Here is a 20,283-nt window from a genome sequence, read left to right as displayed (position 1 = left end):
GGTCGCGCCGTGCCAAGCTTGGCTTCATGCAGCCTTCCACCCCGCCTTTCGACGAACGCCTGACCGCACCCCGTTCATGGTGGTTCCTCGCCTTCCTGTTGGGGGTCGCCTGCGCCCTGATGTTGCTGCCGCTGGGCACCCTGCCGCTGCTGGCCGGCCTGGTCGGCGGCACCGCGCTGGCCTCGCTGACGGTCAGCTCGTACGGCTCCGCCCGGATCCGGGTGGTGGCGGGCGCCCTCGTCGCCGGTGACGCCCGGATCCCGGTGGCGGCACTCGGCGAGGCGGAGGCGCTGGAGGGCGAGGAGGCGCGCGCGTGGCGCACGTACAAGGCGGACACCCGCGCCTTCATGCTGCAGCGCAGCTACATCCAGACGGCGGTGCGGGTGGAGGTCACGGACCCGGAGGACCCGACTCCGTACGTCTATCTGTCGACTCGCGAGCCGCAGGCCCTGGTGGCGGCGCTCGCGGCGGTGCGGGCCGCATAGCCGTTCCGTGTCTCCGCGGGGCCGCCGGGACAGCCCTCAGTCCTCGATCTCCTTCGGGAGGTCCTTGTGCAGCTTCCGCGGCCGCTCCAGGGGCGGCAGTTCCGGGAGCCGGTCCCAGGGGACCTGATTCTTGCGCAGGTCCTTCCTGACCCGTTCGGCAAGCTTCTTCGTGTCGCGCCGGTTCATCATCGCGCCGACGGCGGCGCCGACCATGAACGGGATCAGGTTCGGCAGATTGCGCATCATCCGCTTGACGATCTGCTGGCGCAGCTCCCGCTTCATCCGGCCGCCGAGCGCCGTATCGATCGTCGTCGGATGGGTGACGTCGATGCCGCGCTCCTCCGTCCACGACGTGAGGTACGCGGTACTGCGCTGGGTGAGGCCGCCCGGCGGGCGCAGGCCGTAGACCTCGTGCAGTTCGGCCACGAGCTTCATCTCGATCGCGGCCACGCCGGTGATCTCCGCGGCCAGCTCGGTGAACATGGCGGGCGGTACGGGCATCATGGCCGCCGCGCCGATACCGGCGCCGACGGTGGCGGTGCCCTTGCACGCGCCCGCGACGAGCTTGTCGGCGAGTTCCTCGGGGCCGAGGCCCGGGAACTGCCTGCGCAGGGTGGCGAGGTCCCGTACAGGGACGCGGGGAGCGGTCTCGACGATCCGGTCGGCGATATGACCGATCGCCGTCCTGGCGCTCTCCCCGCCCTTGCGTACACCCCGTTTGACTGATTGCAGACGGCCTGCCCCGGTCACGGGCTCCGTCCTGCCGGTCTGCTCGGCCCCGTCGGCCGCACCGGCTGCTGGTACTGACCGTCCTGTCTCCGCAGCGATTGCGGCTTCCACTGCTTCGAGCGAGGCCGAACGGCCTCGCTCGTCGTCAGATACGCCCGCGGAGGGTGGCAGGGCGGACCGCTCGGCAAAGGCTGCTACGCCTTCCTCCGGGCCTGTACCGCCCTGATTCGCCTCCGACGGCTTGTGTTGCAAGCGCCGCTTCCGGAACGGTGTGTCGCCTGCCACGTCCGACCGGACCTAGTCGCAGTCGCGGCAGATCGGCTGACCGTTCTTCTCGCGGGCCAGCTGGCTGCGGTGGTGCACGAGGAAGCAGCTCATGCAGGTGAACTCGTCGGCCTGCTTCGGCAGGACCCTGACGGCGAGTTCCTCATTGGACAGGTCCGCTCCGGGGAGCTCCAGTCCTTCTGCCGCGTCGAACTCGTCGACGTCGACGGCGGACGCCGTCTTGTCGCTCCGACGGGCCTTGAGTTCCTCAAGGCTGTCCTGGTCGACGTCGTCATCGGTCTTGCGTGGGGTGTCGTAATCCGTTGCCATGTGTCGCTCTCCCCCTCTGGGTGTCTGCGGTGTCTCAGCGCACGTAACGCGTGAGAGGCCGGACTTGTGCCCGACCCGAGGCGGAGATTTTGCCTCACATCAAGGTCTGTTACTCAATCGACACCCGAGCGGACCTCTCCTGAGTGGTCGGCTTGGGTGGCGAAGGGGACCGTACACGGTCCGAATATCGCGCTTCACGGGCGCCACCCCGTGTACTTCCCGTGATATCGGCCCCCGAAAACCCCGACTTTTGCCGGGTTTTGGGTGGGAGGCCTGGTCACGGAGCGTGGAACGCCTGAAATTCGCTCCTGTGATCGATCACACACGGATCCTGTGGGCACAGGTCCCGAAAATTCCGCTCAAAGCGAACGAAGCAATCCCTGCGCGTGTCGCTCGACTCAGCCTCTCAGACCGGCAGGGTGACGCGCATCACGAGACCACCACCCTCACGGGGTTCCGCGATGATACGGCCGCCGTGAGCACGCGCCACGGACCGCGCGATCGACAGGCCGAGCCCGACCCCCTTGTCGCTGCCCGTTCGCTCCGTACGGAGCCGCCTGAAGGGCTCGAAGAGGTTGTCGATCTCGTACGCCGGCACCACGGGACCGGTGTTCGATACCACCAGCAGCGCCTGGCCGGGCTGCAGCTCGGTGGTGACCTCCACCCAGCCCTCCTCCCGGACGTTGTAGCGCACGGCGTTCTGTACGAGGTTCAGCGCGATCCGCTCCAGCAGGACACCGTTGCCCTGGACGACTGCGGGCACGATCTCCTCACGGATCTCCACGCCCTTCTGCTCGGCCTCGGCCCGGGTCTGGTCGAGCGCGCGCGTGGCGACCTCCGCGAGGTCGACCGGCTTGCGCTCGATGATCTGGTTGTCGCTGCGGGCGAGCAGCAACAGCCCCTCGACCAGCTGCTCGCTGCGCTCGTTGGTGGCCAGCAAGGTCTTGCCGAGCTGCTGGAGCTCCGGCGGAGCCTCCGGGTCGGAGAGATGGACCTCCAGCAGCGTGCGGTTGATCGCGAGCGGGGTACGCAGCTCGTGCGAGGCGTTCCCGACGAACCGCTGCTGCGCGGTGAAGGCCCGCTCCAGCCGGTCGAGCATGTCGTCGAAGGTGTCGGCGAGCTCCTTGAGCTCGTCGTCGGGACCGTCCAGCTCGATCCGCCGGGACAGGTCCGTCCCGGCCACCCGGCGGGCGGTGCGGGTGATGCGGCCCAGCGGCGAGAGCACCCGGCCCGCCATGGCGTAGCCGAAGGCGAAGGCGATGACGCTCAGACCGACAAGGGCCAGCAGCGAACGGTTCAGGAGCGTGTCGAGCGCCTGCTGGCGCTGATGGTTGACACACGTGTTCATGGCCGCGTTGACGGCAGCCGGTGACGACCCCTCTCCCGAGAGGTTGCACAGATCGCTGGAGACCTGGCCGCTGACGACCTTGAACGGCAGCTCACTGCCCACGTGCAGGGCCTGCGCGGCCAGCATGTAGATGATCGAGAGCAGCAGGATGCCGGCGATCAGGAACATCCCGCCGTACAGAAGCGTGAGCCGTATCCGGATGGTCGGGCGCAGCCAGGGGTACGGGGGCTCCAGCTGTTTGGGGTCCCAAGTGGGTTTCGGGGGCGCTGTCGGGGGCGCCGGGACTGCGGACACCGGGCCTCAGATCCGATAACCGGAGCCGGGGACGGTGACGATGACCGGTGGCTCCCCGAGTTTGCGGCGCAGGGTCATGACCGTCACCCGGACCACATTGGTGAACGGGTCGGTGTTCTCGTCCCAGGCCTTCTCCAGCAGCTGCTCCGCGGAGACGACCGCGCCCTCGCTGCGCATCAGGACCTCCAGCACCGCGAACTCCTTCGGCGCGAGCTGGATCTCCTGCGCGTCGCGGAAGACCTCGCGGCGGTTGGGGTCCAGCTTGATGCCGGCGCGCTCCAGGACGGGCGGCAGCGCGACCGTCGTGCGGCGCCCCAGAGCCCGTACCCGCGCGGTCAGCTCGCTGAAGGCGAACGGCTTGGGCAGGTAGTCGTCGGCACCGAGCTCCAGGCCCTCCACCCGGTCGCTGACGTCCCCGGAGGCGGTGAGCATGAGCACCCGGGTCGGCATGCCCAGCTCGACGATCCGGCGGCAGACGTCGTCGCCGTGCACCAGGGGGAGGTCCCGGTCCAGCACCACGACGTCGTAGTCGTTGACCTCGATGCGCTCCAGGGCCGCCGCGCCGTCGTACACGACGTCGACCGCCATGGCCTCCCTGCGCAGTCCGGTGGCCACCGCATCGGCGAGCAGCTGCTCGTCCTCCACGACGAGTACACGCACGGCGCTGTCCTTCCTTAGAAACTTCAGAACGTCCGAATGAGCCCACGGACCGTGATCGGACCGGCTCAGAAGCACTGTCTGTGCGGCACCATCCTGCCCGCAACGCGTATAAACCGGCGGTAAGGCGGCGCGGTGCGACCTGCGGCTTCCGGGAATTCACCGGATTTCCGGGCCAGTTGAGGTTTCTCTGAGCCAGGGCCTGGGGAGGACGAATTCACACCCGCGATCACGCCATGCATCTGGCGATCCACGGCCGCTCCGTCCCCGGAGAGTGCGTGATCACCCGCCCTACCGCCCCTGGCGGAGGGAAACCCGGGCACACCCCCGTGCCACCGACCCACGATGAGGGGGCGCACCATGGACGCTTTCACCGCAGGTCTGCTGCAGAGAATCAAGACCACCGAGTCCGACCTCACCAGGGCCCGCGAGACGGGCGACGACTTCCTCGCGGATGTCGAGCAGGGAGAGCTGGACGACCTGCACCGCCTCGCCGCCGAGCACGGTGTCGAAGTCGGCGTCACGGCCGTCTGAGCAGTCGGCAGAGGGCCCCCGGCGTCTCCATGACGCCGGGGACCCTGTGCTGTCCCTGAACGCCCGCCACGACGCACACCAGGCACTTTGCGGGCGGGTGCGTCAGTCGTGCCAGGCGCCCAGGTCCTCCAGGAGGGCCTGCAGAGGCTCGAAGACACCCGGTGACGCGGCGACCGTCAGGTCGCCGTCGGCGGGCAGTCCGGGCCGCCCGCCGGTGCGGGCGCCTGCCTCCCGGGCGATCAGATCACCTGCGGCGAGGTCCCAGAGGTGGAGCCCGCGCTCGTAGTAGCCGTCCAGCCGGCCCGCGGCGACATCGCAGAGATCGACGGCGGCGGAGCCGCTGCGCCGGATGTCGCGGAGCTTCGGGATCAGCTGCTGGGCGACGTCCGCCTGGTGCGTACGGACGGCGGTGACGTAGTTGAAGCCGGTCGAGACCAGCGCCTGGTCGAGCGGCGGTGCGGGCCGGGTGCGCAGCGCGGCGCCGTCGCCGTACGCACCGCCCTTTGCGTACGCACCGCCGCCGAGGACCGCGTGGTACGTCTCACAGCGCATCGGTGCCTCCACCACCCCCACGACACGCTCGCCGTCCCGTTCCGCTGCGATGGAGACGGCCCAGGTCGGCAACCCGTAGAGGTAGTTCACCGTGCCGTCGAGCGGATCGATGACCCAGCGGATGCCGCTGCTGCCCGCGGAGCTGGCACCCTCCTCGCCGAGGAAACCGTCCTGGGGGCGGCGCTCGGCGAGGAAGCCGGTGATCAGCTTCTCGGCGGCTATGTCCATCTCGGTGACGACGTCGATGGGGCTGGACTTGGTCGCGGCCACCCCGAGATCGGCGGGGCGGCCGTCGCGGAGCAGCGCACCGGCGCGCCGGGCGGCCTCCAGGGCGAGGCCGAGCAGTTCGGACAGGACGGGGTCGGCCACAGAGGGCACAGGGGTCACAGGGGTCACAGAGGTACAACGCTCCTAGGCGTAGGGACTGTCGGCACCCGCCGCGGCGGGCTTGAGGGCACGGGCCGGGCAGCAGCCGACGGGGCAGACATCGTGGCTCGGGCCGAGCGCCCCGAGCGCGCACCGCTCCACCGTGCGTTCCTGCTCGGTGGCGGCGCGCTCCAGGACCAGCTCGCGCACGGCCGCGGCGAACCGAGGATCCGCACCGACCGTCGCGGACCGCCGCACCGGCAGACCGAGCTCGGCGGCCTTCGCGGTGGCCTCGGTGTCGAGGTCGTACAGGACCTCCATGTGGTCCGAGACGAAGCCGATGGGGGCCATCACCACAGCGGGCACGCCCGCCCCGTGGAGAGCCTCCAGGTGGTCGCAGATGTCGGGCTCCAGCCAGGGGATGTGCGGGGCGCCGCTGCGCGACTGGTAGACGAGCTGCCAGGGATACGTGACACCGGTCTCCTCGCGCACCGCGTCGACGATCATCCGGGCGACGTCGAGATGCTCGGCGACATACGCGCCGCCGTCGCCGTGCGCCTCCTCGGGGCCGGAGGTGTCGGCGGCGGAGACGGGGATGGAGTGTGTGGTGAAGGCGAGGTGCGCCCCGACCCTGGCCCCTTCGGGCAGCTCGGCCAGGGACGCGAGGACACCGTCCACCATGGGCCGGACGAAGCCCGGATGGTTGAAGTAGTGCCGGAGCTTGTCCACGCGCGGCACCGGCAGCCCCTCGGCCTCCAGCACGGCCAGTGACTCGGCGAGGTTCTCGCGGTACTGGCGGCAGCCGGAGTACGAGGCGTAGGCGCTGGTGGCGAGGACGGCGATGCGGCGGTGTCCGTCGGCCACCATCTCGCGCAGGGTGTCGGTGAGGTACGGCGCCCAGTTGCGGTTGCCCCAGTACACCGGCAGCTCGAGTCCGTGGTCCGCGAAGTCCTTGCGCAGGGCGTCCAGCAGGGCCCTGTTCTGGGCGTTGATCGGGCTGACGCCGCCGAACAGGAAGTAGTGCTTCCCGACCTCCTTCAGCCGCTCCTCGGGAATGCCGCGGCCGCGGGTCACGTTCGCCAGGAACGGGACCACATCGTCCGGGCCCTCGGGTCCGCCGAAGGAGAGCAGCAACAGGGCGTCGTAAGGAGCGGGAGCGCGCAGATCGGACATGGGAACGATCCTGCCACCCGCCTCCGACAGCACTCCAACCGACATCCACCGGCGTGCCCGTGACCCGGCATCCGCCCCGGTTCCGGTCGCCGTGCGCCGCCCGTAAGCTGTGTCGGCCACCTTCACGCATGACACACATCTCTGACACCCCGTGCGACCTCGCTGTACCGGAGCCCTCCTTGCCCAGTCCCTACCGCGCGATCTTCGCCGCCCCCGGCACCAAGGGGTTCTCGGCGGCCGGATTCCTCGGCCGGATGCCGCTGTCCATGATGGGCATCGGTGTGGTGACCATGGTGTCCCAGATCACCGGCCGTTACGGTCTCGCGGGCGCGCTCTCCGCGACGCTGGCGATGTCGGCGGCGGTGCTGGGACCGCAGGTCTCCCGGCTGGTCGACCGGCACGGACAGCGCCGCATCCTGCGCCCCGTCACCCTCGTCGCGCTGGCGGCGGTGGCCGGGCTGCTGATCTCCGCGCAGCAGCGACTGCCGGACTGGACCCTCTTCGTGTTCGCCGCCGGGGCCGGCTGCGTGCCCAGTGTGGGGTCCATGATCCGGGCCCGCTGGGCGGAGATCTACCGGGGCTCGCCGCAGCAGTTGCACACGGCGTACTCGTGGGAGTCGATCGTCGACGAGGTGTGCTTCATCTTCGGGCCGATCATCTCGATCGGTCTGTCCACTGCCTGGTTCCCGGAGGCGGGTCCACTGCTCGCCGCCGGGTTCCTGCTGGTCGGCGTCGTCTGGCTGACCGCCCAACGCGCCACCGAGCCGGTCCCGCATCCGCGCGAGCAGCACACGGACGGCTCGGCGCTGCGCTCCCCCGGTCTCCAGGTGCTCGTGGGCACCTTCGTGGCGACTGGCGCGATCTTCGGTGCGGTCGATGTGGTGACGGTGGCCTTCGCCGAGGACCAGGGGCACAAGGCCGCGGCGAGCCTGGTGCTGGCCGTGTACGCGCTGGGGTCCTGCCTCGCCGGAGCCGTCTTCGGACTGCTCCGTCCCAAGGGGAGGGCGTCCACCAGGTGGCTGGTGGGGGTGTGCGCCATGGCCGTGAGTATGATCCCCCTCCAACTGGCCGGGAGCCTGCCGTTCCTGGCCGTGGCGCTCTTTGTCGCGGGTCTCGCCATCGCACCGACGATGGTCACCACCATGGCCCTCGTCGAGCAGCACGTACCGCGCACCAAGCTGACCGAGGGCATGACCTGGACCAGTACCGGGCTCGCGGTGGGCGTGGCGCTCGGCTCCTCGGCCGCCGGCTGGGTCGTCGACGCGTCCGGGGCGAAGGCGGGGTACGCGGTGCCCACCGTGGCGGGAGCGCTCGCGGCCGCGGTGGCGTTCCTGGGGTATCGCCGGCTGGCCAAGCCGGTTCCTACGGGAAGGCGCGGGGAAGATGACCGACACCTACGCACGGACGAAGACGAGCGCGTGGCATAACTGGGCGGGAAATGTAACCGCGCGTCCGGCACGGGCCGTCTCCCCCGCCTCCGTGGACGAGCTCGCCGAGGCGCTGCGCCGGGCGTCCGAGGACGGCCTGAAGGTGAAGCCGGTCGGCACCGGCCACTCCTTCACCGCGACCGCCGCCACCGACGGCCTGTTGATCCGCCCCGATCTGCTCACCGGCATCCGCGAGATCGACCGCACGGCGATGACGGTGACCGTCGAGGCCGGCACCCCACTGAAGCGGCTCAACGTCGCGCTTGCCCGGGAGGGCCTGTCGCTCACCAACATGGGCGACATCATGGAGCAGACGGTCGCCGGGGCCACCTCGACCGGCACCCACGGCACCGGCCGCGACTCGGCATCCATATCCGCCCAGATCCGCGCACTCGAACTGGTCACGGCGGACGGCACGGTGCTGACCTGCTCCGAGAAGGAGAACGCCGACATCTTCGCCGTCGCCCGGATCGGGCTCGGCGCACTCGGTGTCATCACGGCGATCACGTTCGCCGTGGAGCCGGTCTTCCTGCTGACGGCCCGCGAGGAGCCGATGGCCTTCGACAAGGTCACGGCCGACTTCGACGAACTGGTCGCCGAGAACGAGCACTTCGAGTTCTACTGGTTTCCGCACACCGGCAACTGCAACACCAAGCGCAACAACCGCAGCGCGGGCCCCGCCGCTCCGCCCGGAAAGGTCAGCGGCTGGATCGAGGACGAGCTCCTCTCCAACGGGATCTTCCAGGTGGCCTGTTCGCTCGGCCGGGCGGTCCCCGCCGCCATCCCGTCGATCGCCAAGATCTCCAGCCGTGCCCTGTCGGCCCGTACGTACACCGACATCCCGTACAAGGTCTTCACCAGCCCGCGCCGGGTCCGCTTCGTCGAGATGGAGTACGCCCTGCCGCGCGAGGCCGCGACGGAGGCGCTGCGCGAGGTCAGGGCGATGGTCGACCGCTCGCCCTTGCGGATCAGCTTCCCGGTGGAGGTCCGCACGGCCCCCGCGGACGACATCGCACTCTCCACGGCCTCGGGCCGGGAGAGCGCGTACATCGCCGTCCATCTGTACAGGGGCACGCCCTACCAGGCGTACTTCACCGCGGTCGAGCGGATCATGACCGCGCACGGCGGCCGCCCGCACTGGGGCAAGGTCAACACCCGCGACGCGGAGTACCTGGCCGGGGTGTACCCGCGGTTCGGCGAGTTCACCGCCGTGCGCGACCGGCTGGACCCGGACCGGCTCTTCGCCAACGACTATCTGCGCCGGGTCCTGGGCGACTGACCGCCGCGGCGGCCGGTCACCGGCCGGTGCCCGTGCCGGTCGTGGCCGGTGCCTCCTGCCCCGGGGCGATGCCCGCACCGGTGGGGTCCGGGGCGACGCTGCTGGAGTCGCCGGACGCCGCCGGAGTGGGCGTGGGAGCCGGGGCCGTCGGACCGCCGCCCGAGTTCGACGGTGTGGGCGTGGGCGTCGGCTCGGCCGTGGACCGGTCGCCCTGTCCGGTGCCGGGACTCGCGCTCTGCCCGCCCTGCGAGTCCGCGCCCGGCGTCCCGCCGCTCCCCTGGCCGGGCGTCCGCCCCTGTTCCGGGCCGGTGCCGACGGACGGTGCCGGGTCGGCGGGCTCCGATCCCCGCTCCCCGCCGCGTACGACGGATCCCACGGTCGTTCCCTGACCGCCGCTCAGATCGCCGCCGGAGACGAGCTCGTACGTGGTGATCCCGGCCATCGCCACCGCGAAGACCGCAGCGGCCCCGACGGCCGACCGCTTCCAGCCGCGGATGCGGGTGCCGTGGGTGGTCGACGCGGAGAACTCCTCGTCCGGGGCCGCGCCGTACGGCGCCGGACCCCGGGCCCCCTCCCCGGCGCGTGGCTCGAACAGCCTGGTCCTGTCCGTGTCGAGAGACGTGAGCAGCTGGGTCCTGTCCGTGTCGAGGGGCTTCAGCAGCTGGGTCTCGTGATCGGCGAGCGGCTTCAGCAGCTGCGTACGGTCCGGGTCGGCCGCCACCGTGCGCAGCACCGCCGTTGCGTCCGCGGATCCGTCGGGCGACCGCTGGGCTGCCCATGTCTCGCGCTCCGCCGCGTCGCGTGCCGCGCGTACCTCCTGCGGATCCGGCGCGCCGTACGCGTCCCGCATCTCACGCGTCCCGCGGACTTCCCGGCCCGTGGACTTCGCCTGGACCGTGACCTCACGGATCTGCTCGCCCGTGCGACGGAAGAAGTGCTGGAAGACCGAGCCGCCGCAGGTGGCGACGATGCTCATCACTCCGGCGCCGAGAATCGTTCCGTACACGCCCAGTTGCGAGGCAGCCACTGCCGCCGCGACCGCTGCCACTGCACTGCCGGCAACCTGCGGCAGGCTCAGATCGATACGCCTTTCTCTGGGTTCTGTGTCACTTTCCGGCTTCTGCACCATTTCCAGCCCTTGATTGACATCTCTCCCACCATGCAACAGGAAGGGACAATTGGGCGAAGTGAATAGTTCCACTTCAGGTGATTCTGTGAAGCAGGACACGCATCATGGGCATTTCGCGGCCAGTTGGGTAGGTGGACACCCGCATCCGCCGAGAACTTCGGCGGCGCGCCGGTCCACCCACGTGGCCCGAATGGAGTACTGTGACGAGCCCTGGGGCCGGACTCCCACGTGGGGTCCGGGACCTTCGGGACGGGGCCGAAGGAGGCACTCGATCCGGCGGCGCCGCGGCATCGCACGGGGGCCAGCTACGCCGGGTGACATTTGGTCACTCAGCGTTGCGCAAAGGTCACCGTGTCATACCGGCAATGCAGGGCTCACGCCCGACACGCCGGGCAACACGGCAATGTTGTGGCAGGCTGCACCCGGGCAGGCCACACTCGACTAGCGGAAGCAGCGACGCACGTGACGTCGGCAGGCACCACCCGGGAGGTCCCCATGCCCGAACTGCGTGTCGTGGCCGTCTCCAACGACGGCACACGACTGGTGCTCAAGGCTGCGGACAGCACGGAGTACACGCTTCCGATCGACGAGCGGCTGCGCGCCGCTGTGCGCAACGACCGCGCGCGGCTCGGCCAGATCGAGATCGAGGTGGAGAGCCACCTCCGCCCCCGCGACATCCAGGCCCGGATACGAGCCGGTGCCTCCGCGGAGGAGGTCGCTCAGTTCGCCGGGATTCCGGTCGACCGTGTCCGTCGCTTCGAGGGCCCCGTCCTCGCGGAGCGCGCCTTCATGGCCGAGCGGGCCCGGAAGACTCCCGTGCGCCGTCCCGGCGAGAACACCGGCCCCCAGCTCGGCGAGGCGGTGCAGGAGCGTCTCCTGCTGCGCGGCGCCGACAAGGAGACCGTCCAGTGGGACTCCTGGCGTCGTGACGACGGCACCTGGGAAGTCCTGCTGGTGTACCGGGTCGCGGGCGAGCCGCACTCGGCGAGCTGGACGTACGACGCGCCGCGACGGCTGGTCCAGGCCGTGGACGACGAGGCGCGTTCCCTGATCGGCGAGACCGACGATGTCGCCGCGCCCGAGCCGAGCTTCCCGTTCGTGCCCCGGATCGCCCGGCTGCCGCGCGACCGGCCGCTGGACCGTGCGCTCGACCGTCAGATGGAACGGCCCGCTCCGCCGCCTCCGCCCGAGCCGGAGGAGCACATCGTCGGAGTCTCGGCCGGTGAGCGCGACTCACTGACCAGCCTGCTGGAGGCCGTACCGAGCTTCCGTGGCGACATGGTGGTGCCGGAGCGGCCCGAGCCGCCGCCGACCGAGCCGACCGCGCAGGAGCCGAAGGCCGACGAGCCGCCGGCCGCGGCAGCCTCAGCGGGCGCCGGTTCCGCTTATGCGGATGTACTGATGCCGCGCGCAGTGGCCGGTCACCGCGACCGGTTGACCGGGACGACGGACCGCCAGGCGGAGGCGGACGGTGTCCGTCCGGGCCGCCGGGCCGCGGTGCCGAGCTGGGACGAGATCGTCTTCGGCACCCGCCGCAAGAAGCAGGACTGACCCGGGTGACCGTGGCATGACGAGGGCCCGTACGCCGCTGCGTACGGGCCCTCGTGCGGTCTGTTCCCGGAACCGATCGCGGCAGTTCCGGATGGCTGCGCTACTGCGGGTCGGGGCCCGTGGCCACCGGCCGGGACTCGTCGGCGGACCACTCGGACCAGGAGCCCGCGTACAGCGCGGCGGGGATTCCCGCGACGGCCAGGGCCAGCACCTCGTGCGCGCCGGAGACCCCGGAGCCGCAGTAGACGCCGACTTCCGGCGCCCCGTCCGTGCCGAGCTCCTTGAAGCGGGCGGCCAGCGCCTCCGCGGGCAGGAACCGCCCGTCACCACTCGTGTTCTCGGACGTCGGGGCCGAGACCGCTCCCGGGATGTGGCCGCCGACCCGGTCGATCGGCTCCACGTCGCCGCGGTAGCGCTCCGCGGCCCGCGCGTCGAGCAGCAGTCCGGAGCGGGCCAAGGCCGCCGCGCCTTCCGCGTCCAGCAACGGCAGCGCACCCGGTTCGGGCCTGAAGTCGCCCTCGGCCGGGGTGGGCGACTCGCTGGAGAGCTCGCCGTCCCAGGCCGCGAGACCGCCGTCCAGCACACGGACGTCCGGGTGGCCCGTCCAGCGCAGCAGCCACCAGGCGCGTGCCGCGGCCCAGCCCTGACCGCCGTCGTACACCACGACCGGAGTGTGACGGGAGACCCCGGCGCGGCGCATCACGGCGCCGAATTCCTCGGGATCGGGCAGTGGATGGCGGCCGCCGCCGCCTGGCGGACCGGCGAGTTCCGCGTCCAGATCGACAAAGACCGCGCCGGGGATGTGCCCGGCCTCGTAGTCGGGACGGCCGTGCGGTCCACCGAGCTGCCAACGCACGTCCAGGAGCACCGGCGGACGTGGCCCCGCCGACTCGCTCGCATATTCGAATGCGGAGATGATGGGCTTCATGGGTGCCATCCTCGCGCAACAGCCTGCTCACCTGTACCAACATTGAAACGGACGTGCCGCATCAAAACGGACTCCCTCTGTCGAGATCCGGGAACATGCGGCGCGGCCGGGGCGCATCGCGCGCCGGGTGGTGCAAGCATCTGCACGGGGCGTACACATCCCGCACCGCCGGTCGGCGCGTCGGCCCCGTTCCCCCCGTACGGCCACCACGATGGTCCGAGGAGAGAGTGACGATGACCGAGGCTGCCGTTCGGCGCACACCCGGAACACCTTGCTGGGTGAGCCTGATGGTGCACGGCCTGTCCACGACCCAGAAGTTCTACGCCGAGCTGTTCGGCTGGGAGTTCGGGCCCGGCCCGCAGCAGCTGGGCCCGTACGTGCGGGCACTGATCGACGGGAAAGAGGTCGCGGGCATCGGGCAACTGCCGCCGGAACGGCACCTGCCGGTCGCCTGGACGACCTATCTGGCCACCGACGACGCCGACGCCACGGCGGAGACGATCCGGTCCTGCGGCGGCACCGTCGCCGTGGGACCGCTGGACGCCGGGGAGGCCGGACGGCTCGCCATCGCCTCCGACCCCAGCGGTGCGGTCTTCGGGATCTGGCAGGCCGCCGCGCACCTCGGTACGGCGCTGGCGCGGGTCCCCGGCACCCCGGTCTGGAACGAGCTGGTGACCCGCGAGACCTCGACGGTCGCCAAGTTCTACCAGGCGGTCTTCGGCTACGAGGTCGAGGCTGTGGTCTCGGCCGACTTCGACTACCAGACCCTGCACCTGAACGGCCGCCCGGTGGCCTCGCTGCACGGCGTAGGCCGCGCCCTGCCGCGCGACCGGGGTCCGCACTGGATGACGTACTTCGAGGTCGTCGACACCGACGAGGCAGCCGCGCGGGTGGTGGACCTCGGCGGGCACGTACTGCAGCCCCCGCGGGACGGGTCGAGCGGGCGCGTGGCGACGGTCGCGGACCCGGAGGGCGCCGCCTTCACGATCGTACGGTCGGAGGATCGGTGATCCCCTGCGCCGCGGGCTACCGCGTCCGCCGGGTCGCCCGAGTCCCTGCCGTTCGCGCGGTCCCGCTACCGGTCCCCACCGGCGAGCGCCGGTTCGATGCGCAGAGAGACTGGCCACCCGCCGCCCGGCCGTCCCTCAAGCGCGCGGAGACAGGGCCTGGAAGGGGAGCTCCGCGGGTCCGGCGGCCGCTCAGCCGGACGTCACCGGAAGGACGTCCGGCGACAGCGCTCCCGCACGGGCCGTCGCGCTGGTCATCCTGCGCTGGTGGTGCCGCCTGCACAGCACCTCGTAACCGACCTCGTCCGCCTGCTGGTTGACGTCCCCCACCACGACCTGGGCACCTTCGACGACCATCTCGCCGCCCACCGTGCGGGCGTTGTGCGTCGCCCGTGCACCGCACCAGCACAGCGCCTCGACCTGAAGGGTCTCGACCCGGTCGGCCAGTTCGATGAGGCGCTGGGACCCGGGGAACAGCTTCGTCCGGAAGTCGGTGGTGATACCGAACGCGAAGACGTCCAGGCCCAGGTCGTCGACGATCCGGGCGAGCTGGTCGATCTGTACGGGGGCGAGGAACTGGGCCTCGTCCACGATCACGTAGTCCGCCCGGCCGCCACGGGTGACGTGGTCGACGAGATGGGAGTACACGTCCATGCCCTCGTCGGCCTCGACGGCCTCCGTGACGAGCCCCAGCCGCGAGGAGAGCTTGCCCTCGCCCGCCCGGTCGTCCCGGGTGAAGATGACGCCCTGCAGCCCGCGCGCCGACCGGTTGTGGCCGATCTGCAGCGCCAGCGTGCTCTTTCCGCAGTCCATCGTTCCGGAGAAGAACACAAGCTCGGGCATGACGGGGTGAACACCTTTCGGTTCAGGGGGGCAAGAGGAGAAAAACGGGTTACGAGCGTACTTCGAGGAGCGGGACGAGCTGCTCGACGGGGGTCATCGAGCCGTGCATGCCCACCATCGCCGATTCGTGCGGCTCCTGGACCGACGCGGTGACCACCACGTCGTCGCGGGCGGCCGCCACCACGTCGCCGATCCTGCCGTACACCCTCTCGTCGACCTTCGGACCGAACCAGCCGGCCGCGATCGCCTCGTCCCGGCTCGCCACCCAGAACTGCTCGCCGAGCACTTCCTGCCAGACAGTCAGCACATCGGTCTCGGCGCCCGGAACCGCGTACACATGGCGGGCCCGGCCCTCGCCTCCGAGCAGGGCGACGCCCGCGCGCAGCTCCCAGTCCTCGTCGAAGTCGATCCGGGACTGTTCGTCGAACGGGATGTCGATCATGCCGTGGTCGGCGGTGATGTACAGCGCCGAGCGGGGCGGGAGCTGCTCGGCGAGGCGCTGCACGAGACCGTCGACGTACATCAGCTGGCCGCGCCAGGCGTCGGAGTCGACGCCGAACCGATGCCCCTTGCCGTCGACCTCGCTGTAGTACGTGTAGACGAGCGACCGGTCACCGGCGGCGAGGCGGTCCGCGGCCAGGTCCATCCGCTCCTCGCCGGAGAGCCTGCCGTGGAACGTGCCGCCGCTCAGCGCGACCTCGGTGAGCGGGGTGTGCTGGAAGGTCGGGGCGGAGACCTGCGCGGTCGCCACACCGGCCTCGTCGGCGAGCCGGAAGACGGTGGGGTACGGCTGCCAGACCGCCGGCGAGGTCCAGGGCTTCCAGCGGAGCTGGTTCATCAGCTCGCCGGTCTCCGGATTGCGGGCGGTGTAGCCGGGAAGACCGTGTGCGCCGGGCGGCAGCCCCGTACCGACCGAGGCGAGCGAGGTCGCGGTGGTGGCCGGGAAGCCCGCCGTGAGGGGACGGCCCGTGCCCCCTCGAGAGGTGGGGAGCAGGGAGTACAGATACGGCGCCTCGTCCGGATGGGCCTTGATCTGCTCCCAGCCGAGACCGTCGATCAGGAAGACGCAGTTCCGGTCCGCGGGGGTGAGCTCCGGGATCGCCGCCGTGAAGCCGGGCACACCCTGTCCGGCGACGAGCGTCGGCAGCAGATCGGCGAGCGAACCGCTGCCGTACGCGGGGACGGGGGCGGTGTCGAGCGGGAGCAGAACGGGGTCCTGCCAGGCCGGCTGGGCCATCAGCGGCCGTTGGCCGCGGTCGCGGCCGTCGCCTCGGAGAGGGACTGGGCGAAGGCAAGGGTCTGCCGCACCGTGTCCGGGCCGTCACCGGCCTCGCTGACACGCAGGCTCAGGTCGTCGGCGGTGGAGCTGCCGGTGTAGCCGTGGTCCGCCTCGCAGTTGGGGTCGCCGCAGGCGGCGGGCTCCAGGTCGATGCGGGAGACCGCGCCCCAGCCGATGGTCAGGACGACCTCGCGGGGCAGTGTGCCCGGGACGTACTTCTCCGGGTCGGCCACGACGCGGCTGACCACCACCGACGAGATCCGGTCCAGCTTGACGGACTCGGTGGAGGTGGTGGCGTACGGCGACGGGGAACTGGTGTCCGCGTTCTGCTCGTCGGTGTGGCTGACGATGAAACGGTTGTCCGTCAGGACCAGGACCGTGACGTGCCTGCGCACCTCGTTGGAGTCGAAGGTCGTCTCCTGGTGCACCAGGTACGAGGCGACCGGCTCACCGCCGACGGCGGCCTCCACCGCCTCGGCCACAAGGGCCGGGTAGTAGCCGCTGCGCTCGATCGCCGCGCGCAGCCCCTGGGTCGTCGTACCGGTCTTCGCCATACGGACCATCCTACGGGGGGTGGATGACTGCCGGGGACGCTGTGGACGGGGCCTGCGGCGGATCGTCCGTGGATTCAGTAGTTGGGCAGGCGACGGGGGCCCAGGTCGGTACGGGCCGGTGGCGGCGACAGCCGGACGGCAGCGCCGAGGACGGTCAGTCCCTGCGTGGCGACCACGACCGGTTCCAGTGCGACGGAGACCACCTCGGGGTGGTCGTCGACCAGCCGGGACACCCTCAGCAGCAGTTCCTCGAGCGCCGCGGTGTCGACGGGCGCCGCACCCCGCCAGCCGAAGAGGACCGGGGCCGCCCGGATGGACCGGATCAGTTCGGCGGCGTCGCGGTCGGTGGCCGGCACGAGGCGGTGGGCGGTGTCCCCGAGGAGTTCGGAGGGCGCTCCCGCGAGACCGAAGGAGAGGACGGCGCCCGCCGCCGGGTCGATCGTGGCCCGTACGACGGTGTCCACGCCGCGCGGTGCCATGGACTGGACGACCGGCTGCAGCTCGGCGGGCTTGCCGAGCAGGTCGGTCAGCTCGCCGTAGGCCCGGCGCAGCGCGGTCTCGTTGGCGAGGTCGAGCCGGACGCCACCGAGGTCGGCGCGGTGGCGCAGATGAGGTGCGGTGGTCTTGAGCGCCACCGGATAGCCGAGCCGAGCAGCCGCGGCGACGGCGGCGTCCGGGTCGGGGGCGGGGAGCGTCGGCCGTACGGAGATGCCGTAGCGGCCCAGGAGTTCGCGCGCCTCCTCGTGGCTGAGCTGACGGCCCCGGGGATCGGGGTCGGGCCCGAGGAGTGCGTCGATGCGGTCGGCGGCGCCGGCCTCGTCGATGGTGTCGTCGAGGAACTCGGGCACCTTGCCGGGCACAGCGGCCTGCCGCCGCCACTGCGCATACTTCACCGCCTCGGCGAGGGCACGGACGGCACGCTCGGCGGCGGGGTAGGCGGGGATGCGGCCGCCGGAGGGAGCGGACGGCGTGGGGACACCGGGGCCGGGGGCGTGGGGCTGAGCCGGGGGATTCGGCGGAGCCGAGGTGGCCGGGGTGCCGGTGATGCCCGGCGTGGCCGAAGCGCCTGTGGTGCTCGTGACGCTCGGGGTGCCGTTGCCGTCCGCCGCGGCGGACGCACCCGGGGCAGCCGTCGCGGTCACCCGCGGCACCGCGACCGTGCTGCTGGCGGCCGCGAGCGCCTCCGCCAGGCCGCCGATCTCCACGTGGACCACGGCCACCGGCTTGGCCGGCCCCGTGGCCGCGGCCGTGCGTAGCGCGGTGGCCAGTATCTCGCCGTCCCCCTTTTCCGCCTGGCCGTTCTCCCCGACCCACGGGATCGCCGTCACGATCACCGCGTCGCAGCCCCGGTCGGCGAGTGCCTCCGCCAGCGCATCCCGGAAGTCCTGCGGGGTGGCCGCGGTGGTGAGGTCGCGGGGCGGGCGCGGGCGCAGCCCCTCGGCCAGGCAGGCGTCGTACGTGAGGAGGCCCAGGGACTCGGAGTTGCCGAGGATCGCGACCCGGGGACCCGCCGGGAGCGGCTGGTCGGCGAGGAGCAGACCCGCGTCGACCATCTCCGTCACCGTGTCGACGCGGATCACGCCCGCCTGCCGCATGAGCGCGGAGACCGTCGCGTCCGGGATCCGGCTGATCGGCACCGCGTGACCGGGCGGGGTGCTGCCGCTGTGCCGGGCCCCCTTCACCACGACGACCGGCTTCACCGCTGCGGTGCGCCGCGCGAGTCGGGTGAACTTCCGCGGGTTGCCGATGGATTCGAGGTAGAGCAGGGCGACGTCGGTGTTCGGGTCCTCGTACCAGTACTGAAGGAAGTCGTTGCCCGAGATGTCGGCGCGGTTGCCCGCGGAGATGAACGTCGACAGGCCCGCGCCGCGCCGGTAGAGCCCGGAGAGCAGGGCGATGCCGATCGCGCCCGACTGCGTGAACAGACCGATGCGCCCCGGGGCGGGCGGCTCGGGGGCGAGGGAGGCGTTCAGCCGTACGCCGTCCGCGTTGTTGATGATCCCGAAAGCATTGGGGCCGATGATGCGCATGCCGTACGAGCGGGCCTGGCGGACCAGTTCGCGCTGCCTCTCCCTGCCTTCGGCACCCCATTCGGCATATCCGGCGGAGAGGACGACGAGGCCCTGGACGCCGTGTTCGCCGCAGTCGGCGACGGCCTCCGGGACCCGGTCCGCGGGCACGGCGACGACCGCGAGGTCCACCGGTTCGCCGATCTCGCCGATGGAGCGGTGTGCGGGGACGCCGTCGATCGTTCCCTGATCGGCGTCGAACGAGCTGTTCACGGCGTACGTACGGCCGGTGAAGCCCGCACCGAGGAGGTTGCGCAGAACCGTGCGGCCGACCCCGCCGGGGGTACGGCCGGTGCCGATGACGGCGACGGACCCGGGTGTGATCAGCCGCTGCACCGACCGTGCCTCCGCCCGCTGCTCGCGGGCGCGCTGGACGGCGAGGGACTCGGCGGTCGGTTCGAGGTCGAGGGTGAGATGGACGGCGCCCTCCTCGAAGCTGCGCTGCTGGGTGTACCCGGCGTCGCGGAACACCTTGATCATCTTGTTGTTGGCGGGCAGCACCTCGGCCGCGAAGCGCCGGATGCCGCGCTCCCGCGCCACCGCGGCGATGTGTTCGAGGAGCGCCGATGCCACGCCGCGGCCCTGGTGCGCGTCCTGGACGAGAAAGGCGACCTCGGCCTCGTCGGCGGGGGCGGAGGCCGGCCGGCCGGCCGCGTCGATCCGGTCGTAGCGGACGGTGGCGATGAACTCGCCGCCGACCGTGGCGGCGAGCCCCACCCGGTCGACGTAGTCGTGATGGGTGAAGCGGTGGACGTCCTTGGCGGACAGACGGGGGTAGGGAGCGAAGAACCGGTAGTACTTCGATTCGTCCGAGACCTGCTCGTAGAAGCTGACCAGGCGCTCGGCATCGTCCGTGGTGATGGGCCTGATGCGGGCCGTACCGCCGTCGCGGAGCACCACATCCGCTTCCCAGTGGTCGGGGTACACGTGGTGCGGACTCTGCTCCGGCGTGGGCTGCATGGGCAAAGCCTACGGCGCGGTCAGCGGTCGCGTGGGGCCTGGAGCCGGGGCAGTCTGAGAGCTCCGATCGGCCGTGCGGCACGGGCTGGGGCCGGGTTGCGGGTCGGCGGGAGCACAGCGCACTGCGTGAGAGACTGGTCTAGACAACCATTGATTCGTGAAGGGCAGAACCATGGCTGAGCGCCGCGTCAACGTCGGTTGGGCCGAGGGCCTGCACGCCCGCCCCGCTTCCATCTTCGTCCGTGCCGCCACGGCTTCCGGCATCCCCGTGACGATCGCCAAGTCCGACGGCACCCCGGTGAACGCCGCCTCCATGCTCGCGGTGCTCGGTCTCGGCGCGCACGGCGGCGAGGAGATCGTGCTCGCCTCCGAGGCGGACAACGCGGAAGCCGCGCTCGACCGTCTGGCGAAGCTGGTCACCGAGGGGCTCGAGGAGCTCCCGGAGACCGTCTGATTCCAGGGTTCCGATCAGGGGAAGCCTTTCCGGCCGATTCCTGTCGGTCTATTTCTGTGGCGGAGCCGCGG

The 20,283-nt window shown here is 71.3% G+C and carries 19 protein-coding genes; 7 read left to right on the top strand and 12 right to left on the bottom strand.

The features are described 5' to 3' along the window. The first annotated feature begins 26 nt into the window (after window positions 1-26). On the top strand, window positions 27-485 hold the full coding sequence (locus ACFU6I_RS18650) for a DUF3093 domain-containing protein (RefSeq protein ID WP_384367604.1): 459 nt from the start codon (window positions 27-29) through the stop codon (window positions 483-485). Window positions 486-521: 36 nt separating this feature from the next. Here the strand turns inward: ACFU6I_RS18650 and ACFU6I_RS18645 are convergent, their stop codons facing one another. The 4 genes from ACFU6I_RS18645 to ACFU6I_RS18630 all read right to left on the bottom strand — a co-directional run bounded on the left by ACFU6I_RS18645 (window position 522) and on the right by ACFU6I_RS18630 (window position 4,110). Further along, window positions 522-1,499, bottom strand: coding sequence for a hypothetical protein (locus tag ACFU6I_RS18645; RefSeq protein ID WP_384367601.1), 978 nt, complete (start codon window positions 1,497-1,499; stop codon window positions 522-524). Window positions 1,500-1,511: 12 nt separating this feature from the next. Continuing rightward, window positions 1,512-1,808: a DUF4193 domain-containing protein gene (locus ACFU6I_RS18640; protein WP_003965732.1), complete on the bottom strand. Its 297-nt coding sequence runs from the start codon at window positions 1,806-1,808 to the stop codon at window positions 1,512-1,514. Window positions 1,809-2,214: 406 nt separating this feature from the next. After that, window positions 2,215-3,450, bottom strand: coding sequence for a HAMP domain-containing sensor histidine kinase (locus tag ACFU6I_RS18635; protein WP_266980664.1), 1,236 nt, complete (start codon window positions 3,448-3,450; stop codon window positions 2,215-2,217). Between the two features lie 6 nt (window positions 3,451-3,456). Next, a complete protein-coding gene (locus tag ACFU6I_RS18630) occupies window positions 3,457-4,110 on the bottom strand; it encodes a response regulator transcription factor (RefSeq protein ID WP_266980666.1) in 654 nt (217 codons plus the stop codon). A gap of 357 nt (window positions 4,111-4,467) precedes the next feature. Between ACFU6I_RS18630 and ACFU6I_RS18625 the strand changes: the two genes are divergently transcribed. After that, a complete protein-coding gene (locus ACFU6I_RS18625) occupies window positions 4,468-4,641 on the top strand; it encodes a hypothetical protein (protein ID WP_266980668.1) in 174 nt (57 codons plus the stop codon). A gap of 102 nt (window positions 4,642-4,743) precedes the next feature. On the opposite strand, the gene ACFU6I_RS18620 is transcribed toward ACFU6I_RS18625, so the two are convergent. Together ACFU6I_RS18620 and ACFU6I_RS18615 are read right to left on the bottom strand one after the other, a co-directional pair. Then, entirely contained in the window at window positions 4,744-5,562 is an 819-nt protein-coding gene (locus ACFU6I_RS18620; RefSeq protein ID WP_384367628.1) for an inositol monophosphatase family protein, read from the bottom strand. A 42-nt stretch (window positions 5,563-5,604) separates the two neighbouring features. Then, window positions 5,605-6,732, bottom strand: a complete 1,128-nt coding sequence (locus ACFU6I_RS18615) for a ferrochelatase (RefSeq protein WP_384367598.1) — start codon at window positions 6,730-6,732, stop codon at window positions 5,605-5,607. Window positions 6,733-6,911: 179 nt separating this feature from the next. Here ACFU6I_RS18615 and ACFU6I_RS18610 point away from each other — a divergent pair, with 179 nt between their 5' ends. Then, entirely contained in the window at window positions 6,912-8,159 is a 1,248-nt protein-coding gene (locus ACFU6I_RS18610; protein ID WP_384367595.1) for an MFS transporter, read from the top strand. Further along, the gene (locus tag ACFU6I_RS18605; RefSeq protein WP_384367592.1) at window positions 8,116-9,438 is read left to right on the top strand and encodes a D-arabinono-1,4-lactone oxidase; all 1,323 of its coding nucleotides are present in this window, start codon (window positions 8,116-8,118) and stop codon (window positions 9,436-9,438) included. Before ACFU6I_RS18610 ends, ACFU6I_RS18605 begins: the two co-directional genes overlap by 44 nt. A gap of 16 nt (window positions 9,439-9,454) precedes the next feature. Here the strand turns inward: ACFU6I_RS18605 and ACFU6I_RS18600 are convergent, their stop codons facing one another. After that, window positions 9,455-10,567 carry a hypothetical protein gene (locus tag ACFU6I_RS18600; protein ID WP_384367589.1) on the bottom strand — a complete coding sequence of 371 codons (1,113 nt, stop codon included), beginning with the start codon at window positions 10,565-10,567 and terminating at the stop codon, window positions 9,455-9,457. 495 nt (window positions 10,568-11,062) lie between these two features. On the opposite strand from ACFU6I_RS18600, the gene sepH reads away from it, so the two are divergent. After that, window positions 11,063-12,118 carry a septation protein SepH gene (gene sepH / locus ACFU6I_RS18595; protein WP_384367586.1) on the top strand — a complete coding sequence of 352 codons (1,056 nt, stop codon included), beginning with the start codon at window positions 11,063-11,065 and terminating at the stop codon, window positions 12,116-12,118. Between the two features lie 100 nt (window positions 12,119-12,218). On the opposite strand, the gene ACFU6I_RS18590 is transcribed toward sepH, so the two are convergent. Beyond that, window positions 12,219-13,046 (bottom strand): sulfurtransferase, encoded by an 828-nt coding sequence (locus tag ACFU6I_RS18590; RefSeq protein WP_384367583.1) that lies wholly within the window; start codon window positions 13,044-13,046, stop codon window positions 12,219-12,221. 233 nt (window positions 13,047-13,279) lie between these two features. Here ACFU6I_RS18590 and ACFU6I_RS18585 point away from each other — a divergent pair, with 233 nt between their 5' ends. Continuing rightward, the gene (locus ACFU6I_RS18585) at window positions 13,280-14,056 is read left to right on the top strand and encodes a VOC family protein (RefSeq protein WP_384367580.1); all 777 of its coding nucleotides are present in this window, start codon (window positions 13,280-13,282) and stop codon (window positions 14,054-14,056) included. Between the two features lie 189 nt (window positions 14,057-14,245). Here the strand turns inward: ACFU6I_RS18585 and ACFU6I_RS18580 are convergent, their stop codons facing one another. From ACFU6I_RS18580 to ACFU6I_RS18565, 4 genes are all read right to left on the bottom strand, one after another. Next, window positions 14,246-14,896 (bottom strand): thymidine kinase, encoded by a 651-nt coding sequence (locus ACFU6I_RS18580; protein ID WP_384367577.1) that lies wholly within the window; start codon window positions 14,894-14,896, stop codon window positions 14,246-14,248. A 49-nt stretch (window positions 14,897-14,945) separates the two neighbouring features. Next, a complete protein-coding gene (locus ACFU6I_RS18575) occupies window positions 14,946-16,133 on the bottom strand; it encodes an alkaline phosphatase family protein (RefSeq protein ID WP_384367574.1) in 1,188 nt (395 codons plus the stop codon). After that, window positions 16,133-16,729, bottom strand: a complete 597-nt coding sequence (locus tag ACFU6I_RS18570) for a DUF5998 family protein (RefSeq protein WP_327243968.1) — start codon at window positions 16,727-16,729, stop codon at window positions 16,133-16,135. The genes ACFU6I_RS18575 and ACFU6I_RS18570 overlap by 1 nt, the downstream gene beginning before the upstream one ends. A 74-nt stretch (window positions 16,730-16,803) precedes the next feature. Next, window positions 16,804-19,758, bottom strand: coding sequence for a GNAT family N-acetyltransferase (locus ACFU6I_RS18565; protein WP_384367571.1), 2,955 nt, complete (start codon window positions 19,756-19,758; stop codon window positions 16,804-16,806). A 172-nt stretch (window positions 19,759-19,930) separates the two neighbouring features. Between ACFU6I_RS18565 and ACFU6I_RS18560 the strand changes: the two genes are divergently transcribed. Then, entirely contained in the window at window positions 19,931-20,212 is a 282-nt protein-coding gene (locus tag ACFU6I_RS18560) for an HPr family phosphocarrier protein (RefSeq protein WP_384367568.1), read from the top strand. Window positions 20,213-20,283: the final 71 nt, after the last annotated feature.

This window comes from Streptomyces sp. NPDC057486, assembly GCF_042802415.1.
GTDB lineage: Bacteria > Actinomycetota > Actinomycetes > Streptomycetales > Streptomycetaceae > Streptomyces > Streptomyces yanii.
The sequence above is the reverse complement of the archived record's forward strand: the minus strand, read 5'-3'. Positions and strand labels throughout refer to the sequence as shown.

Coding starts and splice junctions, on each gene's coding strand:
- ACFU6I_RS18650 (WP_384367604.1), top strand. CDS start 27: ATGCAGCCTTCCACCCCGCCTTTCGACGAACGCCTGACCGCACCCCGT.
- ACFU6I_RS18640 (WP_003965732.1), bottom strand. CDS start 1,808: ATGGCAACGGATTACGACACCCCACGCAAGACCGATGACGACGTCGAC.
- ACFU6I_RS18625 (WP_266980668.1), top strand. CDS start 4,468: ATGGACGCTTTCACCGCAGGTCTGCTGCAGAGAATCAAGACCACCGAG.
- ACFU6I_RS18615 (WP_384367598.1), bottom strand. CDS start 6,732: ATGTCCGATCTGCGCGCTCCCGCTCCTTACGACGCCCTGTTGCTGCTC.
- ACFU6I_RS18605 (WP_384367592.1), top strand. CDS start 8,116: ATGACCGACACCTACGCACGGACGAAGACGAGCGCGTGGCATAACTGG.
- ACFU6I_RS18600 (WP_384367589.1), bottom strand. CDS start 10,567: ATGGTGCAGAAGCCGGAAAGTGACACAGAACCCAGAGAAAGGCGTATC.
- sepH (WP_384367586.1), top strand. CDS start 11,063: ATGCCCGAACTGCGTGTCGTGGCCGTCTCCAACGACGGCACACGACTG.
- ACFU6I_RS18590 (WP_384367583.1), bottom strand. CDS start 13,046: ATGAAGCCCATCATCTCCGCATTCGAATATGCGAGCGAGTCGGCGGGG.
- ACFU6I_RS18585 (WP_384367580.1), top strand. CDS start 13,280: ATGACCGAGGCTGCCGTTCGGCGCACACCCGGAACACCTTGCTGGGTG.
- ACFU6I_RS18580 (WP_384367577.1), bottom strand. CDS start 14,896: ATGCCCGAGCTTGTGTTCTTCTCCGGAACGATGGACTGCGGAAAGAGC.
- ACFU6I_RS18575 (WP_384367574.1), bottom strand. CDS start 16,133: ATGGCCCAGCCGGCCTGGCAGGACCCCGTTCTGCTCCCGCTCGACACC.
- ACFU6I_RS18570 (WP_327243968.1), bottom strand. CDS start 16,729: ATGGCGAAGACCGGTACGACGACCCAGGGGCTGCGCGCGGCGATCGAG.
- ACFU6I_RS18565 (WP_384367571.1), bottom strand. CDS start 19,758: ATGCAGCCCACGCCGGAGCAGAGTCCGCACCACGTGTACCCCGACCAC.
- ACFU6I_RS18560 (WP_384367568.1), top strand. CDS start 19,931: ATGGCTGAGCGCCGCGTCAACGTCGGTTGGGCCGAGGGCCTGCACGCC.